Here is a 15,172-nt window from a genome sequence, read left to right as displayed (position 1 = left end):
GGGGGTGCTCGGTGCAGGCGCCGGAGGTCCGGCGCCGGACGACGCGGTCGCTTCCCGCGTGCCCTCGGCGACGCCACGGTAGGCCACGGGGCCGACCGGGAGCCCGGTGGCGACCCAGCGTGGGCGTGCCGTCACCCGATCCAAGGGGCGGGGGTCGCGCCGTGTTCCCGCTCCCCCGCGGCTCATGCCGGCTCCCGCACCCCGGCCACGACCTCGCCGATGGCGGCCAGCGTCGGGTGGTCGGCGTCGTAGTAGCTGTTGTGCCCCATGTCCCAGTCGGTCGGCAGCGGCCTGGCGGCGAAACCGGACTCCCATGTCTGCTCTCCGTGGAGCTCGAGCCAGGTGACGTAGTCCGTAGCCGAGGTGGCTTCGTAGACCTCGTCGACCTCGAACGCCTCACCTGAGCGATCGAGCCCAGGGCTTCCAGCCAGCACGACCGCATCCGCACGCAGCACGCCTGGCGCCGCCGCTGCTCGATCGGTGACCACGGTGCCGTAGCTGTGAGCGACCACGGTGGTCCTCGCAGGATCGGGACCGCGCATGGCGCTCAACCCGTCGAGTGCTGCAGCCAGCGCCTTACCGCCCTCCTTGGCGACGTGCGGAGTGGCCGCTGGACCCAGCGCCTGGGGTGGCCGGTAACCCAGCCAGGCGATGCTGGCCACCGCCGTCCCCGGCGCCGCGCCGACGGCCGCACCGGCGATCGCGGCGGCGTCGCCGGTCAGGTCGTCGATGTCCTCGACCGGCGTGGTGAAGATCCCGGGCACCACCACGGCGATGGCATCGGCCGCGTCCACATCGCCCGTGGCCAGAGCGACCACGTCGTTCTCGGGCTCGAACTGGTAGAGCTGCACGACCTCACCAGCAGCCTCTCGGGTCGCGATCTCCCGAGCGACGGCCTGAGCCACGTCACGTCCCTCCGCTCCGAGGTCGGCGAGTACACGGCCGAGCGACGATCGGTTCGCCTCGTCGCGCGCCCAGGCCGGCAGTCCTTCGAGCCGGCCCACCCGACCCGGGTCAGCGCGGATGACGCCGATCCGCTCGACCGTCGACAGAGTCGCCCACCACCCCGCCACCGCGGTCGGGCCTGCGCCTGTCGGCGCGCAGGGCACGGACACCGACGCGGTCGCCGTGGCCACCAACCAGGACAGGTCGTCGAAGGTCGCGGACGCGAGAGTGCTGCCCACCCCCAGTCGACCGAGGGCTGCCATCACCTCACCTGCGGCGAGTCCCGCGCGCGCCGCAGCATGCAGCGCTTCGGTGGCGAGTTCCTGGGCTTGCAGGGCGGCGGCGGTCTGGTCGGCGGCCAGGCCCGGCGCGGCCCCGACGGGTGCGACGGGCAGGGAGACCAGTCTCCCGGCGCCGTCGAGCACGACCGGGACCGCTGCCGCCGTGGCGTGGGCCCGCTCGGCGAGGTCCTGCGCCACCTCGGCCTCGGCGAGCAGGCGCTGCGCGTGCTCCAGCGACTCGCCGAGGGCCGTGGTCACCGCCGTGGCGACCGTGGAGACGTCCACGAGCGCGGCACCGGCAGCCTGGGCGGCGGGCCCGTACCAGCAGCGGGCGTCGTCCAGGGACCGGCCGACGGCCTCGACGCGGGCCCGCCAGGCGGGTAGGGCACCGGCGACCGAGTCGAGGGTCCAGACCGCTCCGCGCAGCAGCGGGACGTCCCACCCGGCGACCTCCGCGAGGGTCGGGACGCTCACCGGGGGGCCAGGGGACGACGCCGGGCGAGCACCCGGTCGGCCAGGGTCGCGTCGGCCATCCGGTAGGAGTCGACCGCCGCGGCCAGGGTCGCGGCCAGCGCGCCGGTCTGCTGGCCGAGCAGCTCCAGCACACCGGCCCAGCCCGATCCCGCGGCGCCGGCCCGCTCACCGGCGATCCCGCTCACCGCCGTCCCGAGGGAGACCGCGGTGGACCGGCACAGCTGCGCTTCCCCGGTGAGCACCGCGGCGAGGCCGGTCAGCTCGGCCGCCAGTGCGTCGATGGCGTCGAACTCCGCGGCGATGGTCACGGACACGTCAGGACCTCCCGTCTGCTGTCCGGGCCCACGGCGGGACCGGTGCGGCGGGACGCTAGGACGACCGGGTGTCCTCCTCCGGGCGCGCGTCCACAGCACCGGTCGCCGTCCACAGGACGGCACGGACGCGCCGGGCGGCGCGTCCGTGCCGGAGGGTCTGCAGGCGTGCGGTCAGGGGACGCTGGTGCTCAGCGAGGTCGAGGTGTCGGCGGAGGCGCCGCCCACGACCACCGAGCGGCGCTTGGAGACGACGACCGCGCCGACGACGACCGCGGTGGCGACCAGTGCGATCGCGATGCGGACGGGGTCGTTCCGGTCCGCGCCCACCGACAGCCCCACCACGGCCGGCGCGATGAGCAGGGCCACCAGGTTCATCACCTTGATCAGCGGGTTGATCGCCGGGCCCGCCGTGTCCTTGAACGGGTCGCCCACGGTGTCGCCGATGACGGTGGCGGCGTGCGCCTCGCTGCCCTTCCCGCCGTACGCGCCGTCCTCGACCATCTTCTTGGCGTTGTCCCAGGCGCCGCCCGAGTTCGCGAGGAAGACGGCCATCAGGGTGCCCGCCGCGATGGCCCCCACGAGGTAGGCCGCGAGCGGACCGAAGCCCAGTCCGAAGCCGACGGCCACGGGGGCGAGGACGGCGAGCAGGCCGGGGGTGGCGAGCTCGCGCAGCGAGTCCTTGGTGCAGATGTCGACGACGGCGCTGTAATCCGGGCGCTCGGTGCGGTTCATGATCCCGGGCCGGGTGCGGAACTGCTCCCGCACCTCGAAGACCACGCGGCCGGCGGCGCGGGAGACGGCGCTGATCGCCAGCCCGGAGAACAGGAAGACCACGGCCGCGCCGAGCACCGCCCCCACGACGTTGCTCGGGTCGACCAGGCTGAAGGCCTCGCCGAGGTCCGCGCCGTCGAGCGCCACGCGCACCTGCTCGTTGTAGGAGCCGAACAGCGCCGTGGCGGCGAGGACGGCGGTCGCGATCGCGATGCCCTTGGTGATGGCCTTGGTCGTGTTGCCGACCGCGTCGAGGTCGGTGAGGACGCGGGCGCCCTCCTCGTCGATGTCCCCGGACATCTCCGCGATGCCCTGCGCGTTGTCGCTCACCGGGCCGAAGGTGTCCATCGAGACGATGACGCCCGCCGTCGTCAGCAGACCGCAGCCGGCCAGGGCGACCGCGTAGAGCGCGGCACCGCCACCGATCAGGAAGGCCCCGTAGACCGCGGCACCGATGAGCAGCGCCGCGTACACCGCCGACTCCAGCCCGAGGGAGATGCCGGAGAGGATCACCGTCGCCGGGCCGGTCAGCGAGCTGCGCCCGACGTCCTGGACCGGCTTGCGGCTGGTCTCGGTGAAGTAGCCGGTGAGCTGCTGGATGGCGGCGGCGAGGACGATGCCGACCAGCACGGCCACGAAACCCAGCACCTGGGGGCTGACCACGCTGTCGGGGACGCCGGCGACGCCGGGCAGCACGGTGAAGGAGGCCGCGGCCACCAGCACCAGGGACACGACGGCCGAGGTGAAGAAGCCACGGTTGATCGGTGCGAGGCCGCTGGCGTCGCCCTTGCCGGGGTTGCTGGCCAGGATGCCGACGACCGAGGCGATCACACCGATCGCGGCGACGACGAGCGGGAAGACCATGCCGACGGCGCCGAAGAAGACCTGGCCGAGGATGAGGGCCGCGACCAGGGTGACCGCGTAGGACTCGAACAGGTCGGCGGCCATGCCTGCGCAGTCACCGACGTTGTCGCCCACGTTGTCGGCGATGGTGGCCGCGTTGCGGGGGTCGTCCTCGGGGATGCCGGCCTCGACCTTGCCGACGAGGTCGGCGCCGACGTCGGCGGCCTTGGTGAAGATGCCGCCACCGACGCGCATGAACATCGCCAGCAGCGCCCCGCCGAAGCCGAAGCCCTCGAGCACCACCGGGGCCGTCTCGTCGAACAGCAGCAGCGCGAGGGCGGCGCCGAACAGGCCGAGGCCGACGGTGATCATCCCGCAGACCCCGCCGGTGCGGTACGCGATGCGGAAGGCCGGCCGGTAGCCGCCGGTGCGCGCGGCGGCGGCCACCCGCACGTTGCCGCGGGTGGCCAGGGTCATCCCGATGAAGCCGACCGCCGCCGAGAACAGCGCGCCGACCAGGAAGAACAGCGCCCGGCCGATGCGGGTCCCCCAGCCGCCGTCGGCGACGGGGAGCACCAGCAGCAGCAGGAAGACGATCACGGCGAAGACGCCGAGTGTGCGGAACTGTCTGCGCAGGTATGCCGCGGCACCCTCCTGCACCGCTTGCGCGATCTCACGCATCGTCGGGGTGCCCTGGTCGGCGGCCATGACCGCGCGGATCAGGTAGGCGGCGAAGGCGAGAGCGGCGAGCGAGACGGCGAGGACGATCGTCACGAGGACGACGTCCCCGCCGGAGAGAGCACTGTCCGGCATGTGTTCCTCCCAGCGGGCGGGGAGCCACCGGGGCACAAACGCTCCGGTCGGCGGAGGTACGTGCCAGCACGCACAGGCCTGCGCGGCTGGTGCCGCCGGAGTGTAAGGGGAATCACACCCTGTACCGATAGTCCTGCGGCCGGTCGTCTTTCCGCGCCCGCCCCCTGCAGGACGTCACCCGGAGGTGTGACAGTGGTGGGGCGACCGAGCTCGCGAGGTCGCCCAGAGACAGAGCACCCGTGGGCGCGCGGGCGACGGGCGCCAGCGAGGAGTAAGCGTGACCACGCTCAACCCGGTCCGGCCGGCTCCCCCCGGCTCGGACCCTCTTCCCCAGGGTGGGTCCCCCTCCCCCGTCGGCGCGCCGCTGCCGGGGGCCGACCTGCTGGCCGCCGTCCTCTCCGGGACACCGGAGGAGGAGCAGCCGGTCACCCACGTGCACCGCATGTCGGTGCGGGACAGCCGCACCCTGCCGTGGCCCGCGTGGGTCAGCCCGGAGCTGCGCGGACGGCTCGAGGCGCAGGGGGTGTCCGCGCCGTGGCGGCACCAGGTCGAGGCCGCGCAGCTGGCACGCGACGGGTCCCACGTCGTCGTGGCGACCGGGACCGCGTCGGGCAAGTCGCTGGCCTACCAGGTGCCGGCGCTGACCCGGCTCGCCGAGGACCCCCGCGCGTGCGTCCTGTACCTGGCGCCGACCAAGGCCCTGGCCCGCGACCAGCTGGCGTCGGTGGCGCAGCTCGCCGATCCGTCGGTGCGCCCGGCCGCCTACGACGGCGACACCCCGATGGAGGAGCGGGAGTGGGTCCGGCGGCACTCGCGCTGGATCGTCACCAACCCCGACATGCTGCACCGCGGCGTGCTGCCAGCCCACCAGAAGTGGTCGAGCACCCTGCGCCGGCTGGCCTACGTCGTGGTCGACGAGTGCCATGCCTACCGCGGCGTGTTCGGCTCCCACGTGGGCCACGTGCTGCGCCGGTTGCGGCGGATCTGCCGCCGCTACGGCGCCGATCCGGTGTTCCTCCTGGCCTCGGCGACGGTGGCCGAGCCGGCCGCCGCGGCGGCCCGCCTCGTCGGCGCGCCCGTCGTCGCCGTGACCGAGGACGGCTCACCCCGCCCGGGGGTGACCTTCGCGCTGTGGGAGCCGCCGCTGACCGAGCGGACCGGCGAGCACGGCGCCCCGCTGCGCCGCTCGGCGGCCGCGGACGCCGCGACCCTGCTGGCCGACCTCGTCGAGCGCGGCGCCCGCACGCTGGCGTTCGTCCGGTCGCGGCGCAGCGCGGAGTCGGTGGCCGAGCAGGCCCGCTCGGTGCTGCGCGACCGGGGCCGCGCGGACCTGGCCCGCCGGGTGGACTCCTACCGCGGCGGCTACCTGCCGGAGGAGCGGCGGGAGCTCGAGCGGGCGCTGTCGGCCGGCGACCTGCTCGGGGTGGCCACCACGAACGCCCTGGAGCTGGGCATCGACATCGCCGGCCTGGACGCCGTGGTGCTGGCCGGCTACCCCGGGACGCTGGCCTCGCTGTGGCAGCAGGCCGGCCGGGCGGGGCGCGCGCAGCGGGAGTCGCTGGTGGTCTTCGTGGCGCGCGACGACCCGCTGGACCACTACCTGGCCCACCACCCGCGCGCCGTGTTCGGCCGGCCGGTGGAGGCCACGGTCACCGATCCCACCAACCCCTACGTGCTCGGGCCGCAGCTGTGCTGCGCGGCGGCCGAACTGCCCCTGGTGCCGGGGGACCTGGCCGACTTCGGCGGTCCGGCGGCCGAGGCCCTGGTCGAGGACCTGGTCGCCCAGGGGGCACTGCGCCGCCGTCCGACCGGCTGGTACTGGGCCGGGCGGGGCCGTCCGGACGTCGACATCCGGGGCAGCGGGCTGGCGCCGGTGACGATCATCGAGGGCGACACCGGGCGGCTGCTGGGCACCGTGGACGGCGATGCCGCCCACGCGACCGTGCACACCGGCGCGGTCTACGTGCACCGCGGCGAGACCTACGTCGTCGACGAGTTCGATGTCGAGGAGGCCGTGGCGGTCGTGCACGCCGAGAGTCCGGAGTGGACGACGGTGGCGCGCGACGTCACCGACCTCGCGATCGTCGCCACCGACCGGTCGCGGTCGCTGGGGACGGTCACCGCGCACACCGGCATCGTCGACGTCACCAACCAGGTGGTGGCCTACCAGCGGCGCCGGCTGGGGACCGGCGAGGTGCTGGCCGAGTTCCCGCTGGACCTGCCGGCCCGCCAGCTGCGCACCCGCGCGGTGTGGCTGACCCTCGACGAGCGGGCTGTGGGCCGGGCCGAGGTCGACGACGCCGAACTGCCCGGTTCCCTGCACGCGGCCGAGCACGCCGCGATCGGCATCCTGCCGCTCCTGGCCACCTGCGACCGGTGGGACCTCGGCGGGGTCTCCACCGCCCTGCACCCCGACACCGGCGCGGCCACGATCGTCGTCTACGACGGGCACCCGGGTGGTGCGGGCTTCGCCGAGCGCGGGTTCGCCGTGCTGCGGCGCTGGCTGCAGGCGACCCGGGCGACGGTGGCCAGCTGCGAGTGCGAGAGCGGGTGCCCCTCCTGCGTGCAGTCACCGAAGTGCGGCAACGGCAACGAGCCGCTGGACAAGGCCGGCGCGGTGCGGGTGCTCGACATCGTCCTCGACGAGCTGGCCGCCGCGGAGGCGGCCGGAGGGAGCGCTCCCGACGATCCCGCCGAGGACGAGGCGGAGGACGACGACGGCGCCCGGGCGGGCGAGGACGACCTCGTCTTCTGAGCCCGCCCCGGCCGCGGAGCACCCGGCGGGCAGACTGGCCGCCGAGGTCGACGTGACCGGGCCGGCCGCGGTGGAGCCGCGGTCGACCGGGTGGAGCGCGAGCCGGGCGCGGTGACAGCCCTGGTCACCGCGGCCGGCGTGTACGAGATCCTGCCCGTCGCGGAGATCGACGACGCGCGCTGGCAGCGGATGATGGCGGTCAACCTCTCCGAGACCTCGACCACCTGCGCCGCCGTCGTCCCCCGGATGGTGGCCCGCGGCCGGGGCGGCGTCGTCACCGTCTCCTCGGACCTGGGGGTGGGCGGCAGCCAGGGCGACGCGCACCACGCCGCGAGCAAGGGTGGGATCGTCGGGCTCACGCGGGCGCTGGCCACCGAGCTCGACGGCACGGGGGTCACCGTGAACACGGTCGCGCCCGGGGCAGCGGACACGCCCGTGCTCGAGGAGACCTCCCCGTGGCGGTCCGCGGACTTCCTGGCGACGCCGCCGGTCCAGCGGCGGCTGCGGTCTTCCTGCTCGAGGCGGGGACGGCGGTCACCGAGCAGGTCCTCTCACCGAACGCAGGGGCGACGATCTGATGGCCGGCCGGAGCGCCCTCGTCCGCTGCGACGACGCCGCGGTTACCGACTCCGTCGTCCGGCGGCTGACCGCCGACGGCCTGCGCGTCACCGTCGTCCCGCCCACGGCCGACCCGGACGGCGCCGTCGCCGACGCCGCTGCGTCAGGCGTGCTGCACACCCTGGTCTGCGCCGTCGGGCAGCCGCCCCGGCGCCGTTCCCCGGCGCGGATCCGGCGGGGTGGTACGCCGACGTGATGGCCTGCCTCACGCCCGCCTTCCGGCTCGCCCGCATGGCCACGCCGGCCCTGCGGCGCTCCGGAGCCGGGCGGCTGGCGTTCCTGGGTAGCGGGTGGACGACGGCCGACCGTCCACGGTCCACGGCCGCCGCCGCGGTGCAGGGCGCGGTCGTCGCGCTGACCAAGACCCTCGCCCGGGACCTCGGCCCCGGACGCCGTCACGGTCAACGAGCTCGTCTCGGACCCCGCGACCCGCCGTCCCCCGGGGTTGTCGCCGCCGCGGTGTCCTACCTGTGTGGCGACGCGGCCGGGCCGGTCGTCGGGCAGCTGCTCACGCTGGGGCGGGGCGGGCAGCTGCGCCCCTGAACGGCCTCACCGCCCCATCCGGAACGCCACCGCCCGCACCGGGGCGCCGTCGGCGCCGGCCAGCCGCAGCGGCAGGACGCTGACCACCGGATCGGGATCCGGGACCGCGCCCAGGTCGCGCAGGTTCTCGACGATGACGCCTCCGGCGCCGAGCACCTCGAGATGGGCGGCGAACCCGTCCGCGGGTGCGCCTCCGACGACAGTCTCGTCGAGGCTGAGCGCGTCCACCCCGATGGTGCGGACACCGGCGGCCACCACGCGCGCGGCGGCGTCACCGGTCAGGTACGGGTGGTCGAAGTAGGCGTCGGTCCCCCAGTGCGCGTCCCACCCGGTGCGCAGCAGGAGGATGCGGCCGGGACCCAGCTCGGCGGCCCAGGGCGCGAGGTCGGCCCACTCGATCCGCCCGTGCGGTGCCTTGCCCCGCACGTCGGCGACGACGGCCGGCCCGAGGAAGTACTCGAGGGGGAGCTCGTCGACGCGGGCGCCGTCCTCGAGGAAGTGGTACGGCGCGTCGACGTGCGTCCCGGTCTGGGAGCCCATCCGCACGTGCAGGACGTTGTAGCCGTCGACCGCGACCGTGGCTGCGGGCGTGAACCGGGCGACCGGGTCGCCGGGGTACACCGGGGTGTCGTCGTCCAACGGGTGCGAGAGGTCGACCACCTCGCGGACGGGCTGGGCTGCGGAGCCGGTCACCTGGCCTCCTCCTCGGTCACGGTGCGGGTGGGGGCGCACGGGAGTCGGCCGAGGTGCGTCCGACGCCGGGCCTCGCCGGCGGTACCGCCGACCCGTCGACCGGCGTGACCTCCCCCTACGGGACCGGGCTGGACTCCTCCTCGGTGTTCCCGCGCTTCAACCGGGTCCAGGCATCGCTGGTCGTCGGGACGCTGGCGTTGGTCTTCATCCTCGTGGGGCGGCTGGTCTCCGACCTGCTGGCCAGCGTGAACGCCTTCATCGGCGCCATCGTCATCTGCACACCCCCTGGATGGTGTTCATGATGACCGGCTACTGGGTGCGGCGCGGGTCCTACTCGACCGAGGACGTGCAGGTCTTCAACCAGGGCCGGGTCGGCGGGCGCTACTGGTTCAGCGACGGGGTCAACTGGCGCGACATGGCCGCCTGGATCCCGTCGGCGGTCGTCGGCCTGCTGTTCGCCAACTACCCGCCGCTCATCGAGGGGCCGTTCCGGAACGCCACGGGCGGGGTGGACATCAGCCTGCCCATGTCCCTCGACCTGGCGGCGGTCGTCTACCTGCCGCTGCTGTTCGCCTTCCCCGAGCCCCGGTACGTCTTCGGCCCCGCCGGCCCCCGGCTGGTCCCGGCGCGGGAGTCCGCGATGCCGCCGGTGACGGACGACCCGCGAGCCTCCGTTCACCGCGTGGGCCGCCGGTCTCCGCTGCAGCCGTCCGTGGAGCCGGCCGACCGGTGACCCCACGCACCGGCGCCGCTGACGAGGTGCGGCAGGCGGCCGCCGTCCTCGTGGCCGCCTTCGGCCGCAACGACCGCGGGGAGTACCCGGCCTGCTTCGGCGAGGACGCCACCTTCCTCTTCCACACCACCGACCGGCTGCTGTCCTCGCGTGCGGAGTACCGGCGGGAGTGGGAGGCGTGGGTCCGGGACGACGACTTCCGGTGCTCGGCTGCCAGACCTCCGGCACCCGGGTCCAGGTGCTCGGGAACGCCGCGGTGCTGACCCACGACGTGCACACCACGGTCTCCACCCGGGCCGGGCAGGAGGTGCTGCGCGAACGGGAGTCGATCGTCTTCCACCGCGCGCCGTCGGGGCGGTGGGTGGTGGTCCACGAGCACCTGTCGCCCGCTCCGCCGGCGCCTGGGTAGGGGAGGTCCCGGGCGGCACCGGGCCGGCCCGGGCCCGGGCGACGGCCTCGCCGGCACCCAGCGGGCCGAGCCGGACGGGGACCGCGACGGTCACCTCGACCACCGCCCCGCCGCCGACCGTGCAGCCGGTCAGCCGGGCACCGTTGGCGCCGGCCACGTCCCCCGCCGCGGCGCACGCCCCGGGGTTCCCGCGGACGGCGTGCTCGGCCGCGGCCAGGGCGGCGAGGTCGGCTGCGGTGGTGGCCCGGTGCCGGCCCACCACCGCAGCCCCGACGAGCACCGCCGCCACCCCGATCGCGGCCAGGACACCGGACAGGGCGACCACCCAGACCGTGGCCGACCCCCGCTCCCCCGCCAGCCGGGACCCCGCGCTCACCCCCCGGCCTCCGCGGTGCCCGGCTCCCGCTGGGCCACCGCGGATGCCGACACCGGCACCCGCAGCGGGACCGGACCCAGCGGGGCCACCTCCGCCGTCACCGTGACGGTGACGGCGGCCCCGTCGACGGCCACCGTGGTCCCCGCCCCGTCGGGTGCGGCCCGGCCGGCGAGGGCGGTGACCAGGGCGGTGTCCTCCCCCCGCGCGGCCGCTCTCGCCCCCTCGCGGGCAGCGTCGACGCAACGCAGCTGCGCGCCGACGACGGTCACCGCGGCGACCGCGCCGGCGAGCACGAGGAGCAGGACGGGCAGGACGACGGCCGTCTCGGCCGTCACCATGCCCGCGTTCCCGCGGAGCCGGCCGCGCGGCCGCATCAGGACAGCGTGGCGAGCGCGTCGGCGACCAGGGCGCTGAGCCCGTCGACGACCGAGCCCCCGGTGACCACCCGGTAGAGGACGGCGGCGAAGGCGCAGGCCGCCACCGTCCCGACCGCGTACTCGGCCGTGCTCATCCCGGCCTCGCCGGCCGCCCAGAGGCGGGCCCAGCGGGCCCGGAGGCCGTGCTGCTCCCTCTCGTCGGCCGGCGGGACGTTCCCGGGCTCCTCGGCGGATCGGGTCTCGCAGGGTGCGGTCACGGTGCCTCCTCGGTGTCGGGCCCGCCTCCGGGGCCGTCATTCCCGACCCTCGCGGGCGCCGGGGGCCGGGCACAGGGACGACGGGGATCTGTGGACACCGCGGCCGGCTGTGGACTGGGGGCGCGGGGTCAGCCGAAGACGTCGGCCGCGATGCCGAGCACCAGCGGCACCACGCCCAGGCAGAGGAAGGCCGGCAGGAAGCAGGCCCCGAGCGGCGCCAGCACCCACACGCCCGCACGCCGGACGGCGGCGTCGGCCCGGCTGCGCTGCTCGGCGCGGGCGTCGGCCGCCAGCGACCGCAGCGCCGGCACGACCGTCGAGCCGGACTCCCCGGCCCGCACCAGGACCCGGCCCAGCGCGGCCAGCTCCGCGGGCACCTCGGCCCAGGCCCGCCGCGGCGCCGCGCCCAGCCGGTACAGGCCGGCCACCGTGGCCAGCTCCGGGCCGAGCGGGCCGGGCAGGGCGGTGGCCACCGCGGCGAGCGCGCCCCCCACGGGCAGGCCCGCCTCCAGGCAGACCGCGAGCAGGTCGCAGCCGACCGGCAGGTCCGCCCCGGGTGCCGGACCGACCCGCGCGTCGTCCCTGCCGCCGCGGCGCAGCAGCCGCTCCCCCCCGACCGCGACGAGCCCGGCCACCGCGACCCCGGGAACGCCGCCGACCAGCAGCCCGGCGGCCACTCCCGCCGCACCGGCCAGGAGGCGGCGCCGGCGGGGGTCGTCGGCCCCGGGCCCCGCCGGCGGTTGCGACGTCCCGGTGCGGCCGGCCAGCCACCGGGCCCGGACGGCGACCGGCGACCGCACCGGCCAGGACGCCAGCGCCGCCGCGAGCAGGAGCGCGACCACCGCGCCGCTCACCGCACCGCCCGGCGGACCAGTCGCGCCGACCAGGCCAGCCCGGCGACCTCGAGCGCGACCCCGGCCACGAGCAGCGCCTGACCGGGGACGGTGGTCGTCAGCACCCGCCACGGGTCGGCACCCACCCCGGCGCCCATGACCAGCCCCAGGACCGGCAGCCCGGCCAGCAGCGCCGCACTGGCCTGCGACCCGGCGGTGGCCGACCGCAGCTCCAGCCGCTGCCGGGACCGCGCCCGCAGGTCGTCCTCCACCGCACCGACGACGGCAGCCAGGGAGCAGCCGGTCCGGGCGCTCAACCGGGCGGCCGCGGCCACCCGGCCCAACGCCACGCCGAGCTCGCCGTCGGGCTCGGCGCCGCCGTCCTCCGGGGACCGCACCGCCCGGGTCAGCGCGCGGCCGCTCTCGTCGTCCGCGCAGACGGCGACCGCGGCACGGGTGGCCTCGTCCAGCGAGCGACCGGAGCGCAGCTCCGCGCCCAGGGCGGTCAGCGCCTCGCCCAGCGCGGCCAGCCCGGCCCCCTCGCGGGTGGCCGCGCGCCGGCGCAGCTCGGCACGGGCGGCCAGCGCCGCGCAGACGCCGGCGAGGGCCGCGACCAGCGGGGTGCTGAGCAGCGCGCCGACCGCGCCGGCGCCGGCTGCGGCGACGGCCGGCAGCGGGAGCCCGGCGACCGGGAGGGGGCCGGCGACCGTCCGCCGGGCCACCGATCGGCACCGCTCCCTGCGACGGGCCGCGGGCCCCGGCCACAGCAGCAGCGCGGCGGCGAGGAGCACCAGGCCGCCGGTCATCCCCACCCCGCCGGCAGCAGCTCCGCCAGCCGCGGCGCGCCCGGACAGGGGCCGCCGTCGGCCCGCCAGCCGGACTCGACCACGACGAGGTCCCCGGCCCGACGCACCACGCCGACCTCCTCGACCCGCCGTCCGGACGGCGTCCGGCGCAGGTGCACGACGGCGGACAGCGCCGCGGCCGCCTGGCTGTGCACGGCCGGCCGGTCCAGGCCCGCGGTCACGGCGAGCGCCTCCAGCCGCGCGGGGACCTCGGCCGGCCGGTTGGCGTGCAGGGTGCTCACACCCCCGTCGTGCCCGGTGTTCAGCGCGGTGAGCAGCTCGGTGACCTCCGCGCCGCGCACCTCCCCCACCGCGAGACGGTCGGGCCGCATCCGCAGCGCCTGGCGGACCAGGTCGCGCAGGGTCACCTCGCCGACGCCCTCGACGTTCGGCGGTCGGGTGGTCAGCCGGACGACGTGCGGGTGCGCGGGCACCAGCTCCGGGGCGTCCTCGCACAGCACCAGCCGCTCGCCGGCGGGCACGAGCCCGAGCAGGGCGGACAGCAGCGTCGTCTTGCCCGAGCCGGTGCCGCCGGTGACGAGGAAGGCCAGCCGCCCGGCGACCAGCGCCCGCAGCAGCTCACCCGACGCGCCGGGGAAGGCCCCGCGCGCGGCCAGGTCGGCGAAGGACAGCGAGGCCCGGCGCAGCACCCGCAGCGACAGGCAGGTGCCGCTCCCCGAGACCGGCGGCAGCACCGCGTGCAGCCGGGTGCCGTCGGGCAGCCCGACGTCCACCCAGGGCGCGGCGTCGTCGAGCCGCCGTCCCGCCGCCGCGGCGAGGCGCACGGCGAGGCGGCGCACCGCGTCCTCGTCGGGGAACCCCACCGGCGTCCGCTCCAGCCCGCTGCCGCGGTCGACCCAGACCTGGTCCGGTCCGTTGACCAGCACGTCGCTCACCCCGGGCTCGCGCAGCAACGGCTCCAGCGGGCCCGCGCCGGCCAGTTCGTCGACGGCCTCGCGGACCGCCCGCAGGACGTCGTCGTCGCCGAGCAGGCCACCGGACTCCTCGCGCACCAGGGCGGCGACGACGGCCCGCGTCGGCACCCCGGGCTCGAGCACCAGGCGCGCACGGACCCGGTCGAGCAGCGCTCCACTCACGCCGCCGCCCCGGCCACCCGGTCCAGCTCGGCGAGCAGCCGGCGGGACAGCGCACCCAGCGGCGACCGGGCACCCACCTGCGGCGGCCGGCCCTGCTCGCCCCGCGTCGGCGCGCTGCGGTCGGTGCCCAGCTCCCCGAGCACCGGCCGGCCGACGACGTCGGCGACCTCGTCGACGGACAACCCGCCGGGCACCGGGCGCACCACCACCTGGGCCGGGGTCCACGGCGCCGGCCGGCCGTCCCCGGAGGGCTCGACGAGCAGGCGGGCCGCCGACGCCGCACGGAGCCGGGCGGGGACGACGAGCACGGCGAGATCGGCCTCGGCCAGCACGGCGGCGGCCGCCTCAGCACCGGCGGTGCGGGGCAGGTCGACGACCACCGGCCAGCCGCCCGCGCGCGCCGCCTCGACGACGGTGGTCAGTGCCTCCGCCGGGACCTCGCCCGGCGCGGCGCGCGAGGCGGCGAGCACCGCGACGCCCCCGACCTCGGGCAGCGCGGCCATGAGCGCGTCGCCGGCCACCCGGCCGCGCACCCCCGCCAGGTCCGGCCACCGCAGACCCTCCTCACGCTCGGCCCCGAGCAGCAGGTCCAGACCCCCGCCCCACCCGTCGGTGTCGACCAGCAGGACGCCGTCGCCGTCCGGCGCGGCACGCAGCGCCAGTGCCGCCGCCAGGGTGCTCACCCCGGCGCCGCCGCAGCTGCCGCCCACCACGACGAGCCGGCCACGGTCGACCGGGCGGCGCAGCGCCGAGGCCACCCGGGACACCAGCCAGCCCTCATCTGCGGGCAGCACCGCGACCCGCTCGGCGCCCTGCTCGACCGCGGCCGCCCAGACCGGTGCGGGCGGTTCCCCCGGCGCGACGACGACCACGCCGGATCGGCGGGGCAGCCCCCGGACCGGCGCGGAGGCCAGGACGTCTGCACCCAGCAGCACCAGGGGCGCCTCCCGGTGGGCGCGGCGCAGGGCCGGGCCACCGGTGGCGACCTCCGCCTCGGCGCCGGCGGCGGCGAGCAGTCGGAGCAGGTCGTCGAGCAGGTCCTCGTCGGCACTGGCGACGAGCGGGCGGGCGGGCAGGGACCGGAGGGCGGACACGCGGGCCAGCCCAGCGCGGGAGGTGGACGCGCCGCGAGGGGCTCCCGGGATCTGTGGATGACCCCATCGGGTGTGGACGGCGCAGTGCGCTCCGTCACAGT

General features: G+C 76.8%; 18 protein-coding genes and 2 pseudogenes. 9 read left to right on the top strand and 11 right to left on the bottom strand.

Features of this window, described 5'->3' with window-relative positions; all coding sequences use genetic code 11:
- Positions 1–182: 182 nt before the first annotated feature.
- The 3 genes from ACI78Z_RS03305 to ACI78Z_RS03295 form a co-directional block, all read right to left on the bottom strand.
- Positions 183–1,700: an alpha/beta hydrolase gene (locus ACI78Z_RS03305; protein WP_457035091.1), complete on the bottom strand. Its 1,518-nt coding sequence runs from the start codon at positions 1,698–1,700 to the stop codon at positions 183–185.
- Positions 1,697–2,014, bottom strand: coding sequence for a hypothetical protein (locus ACI78Z_RS03300; protein ID WP_457035090.1), 318 nt, complete (start codon positions 2,012–2,014; stop codon positions 1,697–1,699). Before ACI78Z_RS03300 ends, ACI78Z_RS03305 begins: the two co-directional genes overlap by 4 nt.
- 171 nt (positions 2,015–2,185) lie before the next feature.
- Positions 2,186–4,441: a sodium-translocating pyrophosphatase gene (locus ACI78Z_RS03295; protein WP_457035089.1), complete on the bottom strand. Its 2,256-nt coding sequence runs from the start codon at positions 4,439–4,441 to the stop codon at positions 2,186–2,188.
- A gap of 277 nt (positions 4,442–4,718) precedes the next feature.
- Here ACI78Z_RS03295 and ACI78Z_RS03290 point away from each other — a divergent pair, with 277 nt between their 5' ends.
- The 5 genes and pseudogenes from ACI78Z_RS03290 to ACI78Z_RS03270 all read left to right on the top strand — a co-directional run bounded on the left by ACI78Z_RS03290 (position 4,719) and on the right by ACI78Z_RS03270 (position 8,357).
- A complete protein-coding gene (locus ACI78Z_RS03290) occupies positions 4,719–7,196 on the top strand; it encodes a DEAD/DEAH box helicase (protein ID WP_457035088.1) in 2,478 nt (825 codons plus the stop codon).
- Positions 7,197–7,283: 87 nt separating this feature from the next.
- Positions 7,284–7,637: pseudogene (locus ACI78Z_RS03285) on the top strand (SDR family NAD(P)-dependent oxidoreductase); the annotation flags it as partial.
- A 14-nt stretch (positions 7,638–7,651) separates the two neighbouring features.
- Positions 7,652–7,774: a hypothetical protein gene (locus tag ACI78Z_RS03280; RefSeq protein ID WP_457035087.1), complete on the top strand. Its 123-nt coding sequence runs from the start codon at positions 7,652–7,654 to the stop codon at positions 7,772–7,774.
- Entirely contained in the window at positions 7,774–8,010 is a 237-nt protein-coding gene (locus ACI78Z_RS03275; protein WP_457035086.1) for a hypothetical protein, read from the top strand. The genes ACI78Z_RS03280 and ACI78Z_RS03275 overlap by 1 nt, the downstream gene beginning before the upstream one ends.
- Entirely contained in the window at positions 8,010–8,357 is a 348-nt protein-coding gene (locus ACI78Z_RS03270) for a hypothetical protein (RefSeq protein WP_457035085.1), read from the top strand. Before ACI78Z_RS03275 ends, ACI78Z_RS03270 begins: the two co-directional genes overlap by 1 nt.
- A gap of 6 nt (positions 8,358–8,363) precedes the next feature.
- On the opposite strand, the gene ACI78Z_RS03265 is transcribed toward ACI78Z_RS03270, so the two are convergent.
- On the bottom strand, positions 8,364–9,050 hold the full coding sequence (locus ACI78Z_RS03265; RefSeq protein WP_457035084.1) for a cyclase family protein: 687 nt from the start codon (positions 9,048–9,050) through the stop codon (positions 8,364–8,366).
- Positions 9,051–9,103: 53 nt separating this feature from the next.
- Between ACI78Z_RS03265 and ACI78Z_RS03260 the strand changes: the two genes are divergently transcribed.
- The 4 genes from ACI78Z_RS03260 to ACI78Z_RS03245 are packed head-to-tail and all read left to right on the top strand — an operon-like array spanning position 9,104 to position 10,192.
- The gene (locus tag ACI78Z_RS03260) at positions 9,104–9,352 is read left to right on the top strand and encodes a hypothetical protein (protein ID WP_457035083.1); all 249 of its coding nucleotides are present in this window, start codon (positions 9,104–9,106) and stop codon (positions 9,350–9,352) included.
- Entirely contained in the window at positions 9,340–9,783 is a 444-nt protein-coding gene (locus ACI78Z_RS03255) for a cytosine permease (protein ID WP_457035082.1), read from the top strand. The genes ACI78Z_RS03260 and ACI78Z_RS03255 overlap by 13 nt, the downstream gene beginning before the upstream one ends.
- On the top strand, positions 9,780–10,046 hold the full coding sequence (locus ACI78Z_RS03250) for a hypothetical protein (protein ID WP_457035081.1): 267 nt from the start codon (positions 9,780–9,782) through the stop codon (positions 10,044–10,046). Before ACI78Z_RS03255 ends, ACI78Z_RS03250 begins: the two co-directional genes overlap by 4 nt.
- Positions 10,022–10,192 (top strand): hypothetical protein, encoded by a 171-nt coding sequence (locus tag ACI78Z_RS03245; RefSeq protein ID WP_457035080.1) that lies wholly within the window; start codon positions 10,022–10,024, stop codon positions 10,190–10,192. The genes ACI78Z_RS03250 and ACI78Z_RS03245 overlap by 25 nt, the downstream gene beginning before the upstream one ends.
- 31 nt (positions 10,193–10,223) lie before the next feature.
- Here the strand turns inward: ACI78Z_RS03245 and ACI78Z_RS03240 are convergent.
- The 7 genes and pseudogenes from ACI78Z_RS03240 to ssd form a co-directional block, all read right to left on the bottom strand.
- A pseudogene (locus tag ACI78Z_RS03240) lies at positions 10,224–10,568 on the bottom strand (Rv3654c family TadE-like protein); the annotation flags it as partial.
- Entirely contained in the window at positions 10,565–10,942 is a 378-nt protein-coding gene (locus ACI78Z_RS03235) for a TadE family type IV pilus minor pilin (protein ID WP_457035079.1), read from the bottom strand. The gene ACI78Z_RS03235 and the pseudogene ACI78Z_RS03240, both read right to left, overlap by 4 nt.
- On the bottom strand, positions 10,942–11,202 hold the full coding sequence (locus ACI78Z_RS03230; RefSeq protein ID WP_457035078.1) for a DUF4244 domain-containing protein: 261 nt from the start codon (positions 11,200–11,202) through the stop codon (positions 10,942–10,944). The genes ACI78Z_RS03235 and ACI78Z_RS03230 overlap by 1 nt, the downstream gene beginning before the upstream one ends.
- A gap of 128 nt (positions 11,203–11,330) precedes the next feature.
- Positions 11,331–12,056, bottom strand: a complete 726-nt coding sequence (locus ACI78Z_RS03225; protein WP_457035077.1) for a type II secretion system F family protein — start codon at positions 12,054–12,056, stop codon at positions 11,331–11,333.
- Positions 12,053–12,841, bottom strand: a complete 789-nt coding sequence (locus ACI78Z_RS03220; RefSeq protein WP_457035076.1) for a type II secretion system F family protein — start codon at positions 12,839–12,841, stop codon at positions 12,053–12,055. Before ACI78Z_RS03220 ends, ACI78Z_RS03225 begins: the two co-directional genes overlap by 4 nt.
- Entirely contained in the window at positions 12,838–13,977 is a 1,140-nt protein-coding gene (locus ACI78Z_RS03215) for a TadA family conjugal transfer-associated ATPase (protein ID WP_457035075.1), read from the bottom strand. The genes ACI78Z_RS03220 and ACI78Z_RS03215 overlap by 4 nt, the downstream gene beginning before the upstream one ends.
- Complete coding sequence (ssd, locus tag ACI78Z_RS03210; RefSeq protein ID WP_457035074.1) at positions 13,974–15,071, bottom strand: septum site-determining protein Ssd; 1,098 nt, start codon at positions 15,069–15,071, stop codon at positions 13,974–13,976. Before ssd ends, ACI78Z_RS03215 begins: the two co-directional genes overlap by 4 nt.
- Positions 15,072–15,172: the final 101 nt, after the last annotated feature.

This window comes from Geodermatophilus sp. SYSU D01176 (assembly GCF_054050015.1).
Note: the sequence above shows the minus strand (reverse complement) of the source record. Positions and strands in the feature narration are given on the sequence as shown.

Coding starts and splice junctions, on each gene's coding strand:
- ACI78Z_RS03295 (WP_457035089.1), bottom strand. CDS start 4,441: ATGCCGGACAGTGCTCTCTCCGGCGGGGACGTCGTCCTCGTGACGATC.
- ACI78Z_RS03275 (WP_457035086.1), top strand. CDS start 7,774: ATGGCCGGCCGGAGCGCCCTCGTCCGCTGCGACGACGCCGCGGTTACC.
- ACI78Z_RS03270 (WP_457035085.1), top strand. CDS start 8,010: ATGGCCTGCCTCACGCCCGCCTTCCGGCTCGCCCGCATGGCCACGCCG.
- ACI78Z_RS03255 (WP_457035082.1), top strand. CDS start 9,340: ATGGTGTTCATGATGACCGGCTACTGGGTGCGGCGCGGGTCCTACTCG.
- ACI78Z_RS03235 (WP_457035079.1), bottom strand. CDS start 10,942: ATGCGGCCGCGCGGCCGGCTCCGCGGGAACGCGGGCATGGTGACGGCC.
- ACI78Z_RS03220 (WP_457035076.1), bottom strand. CDS start 12,841: ATGACCGGCGGCCTGGTGCTCCTCGCCGCCGCGCTGCTGCTGTGGCCG.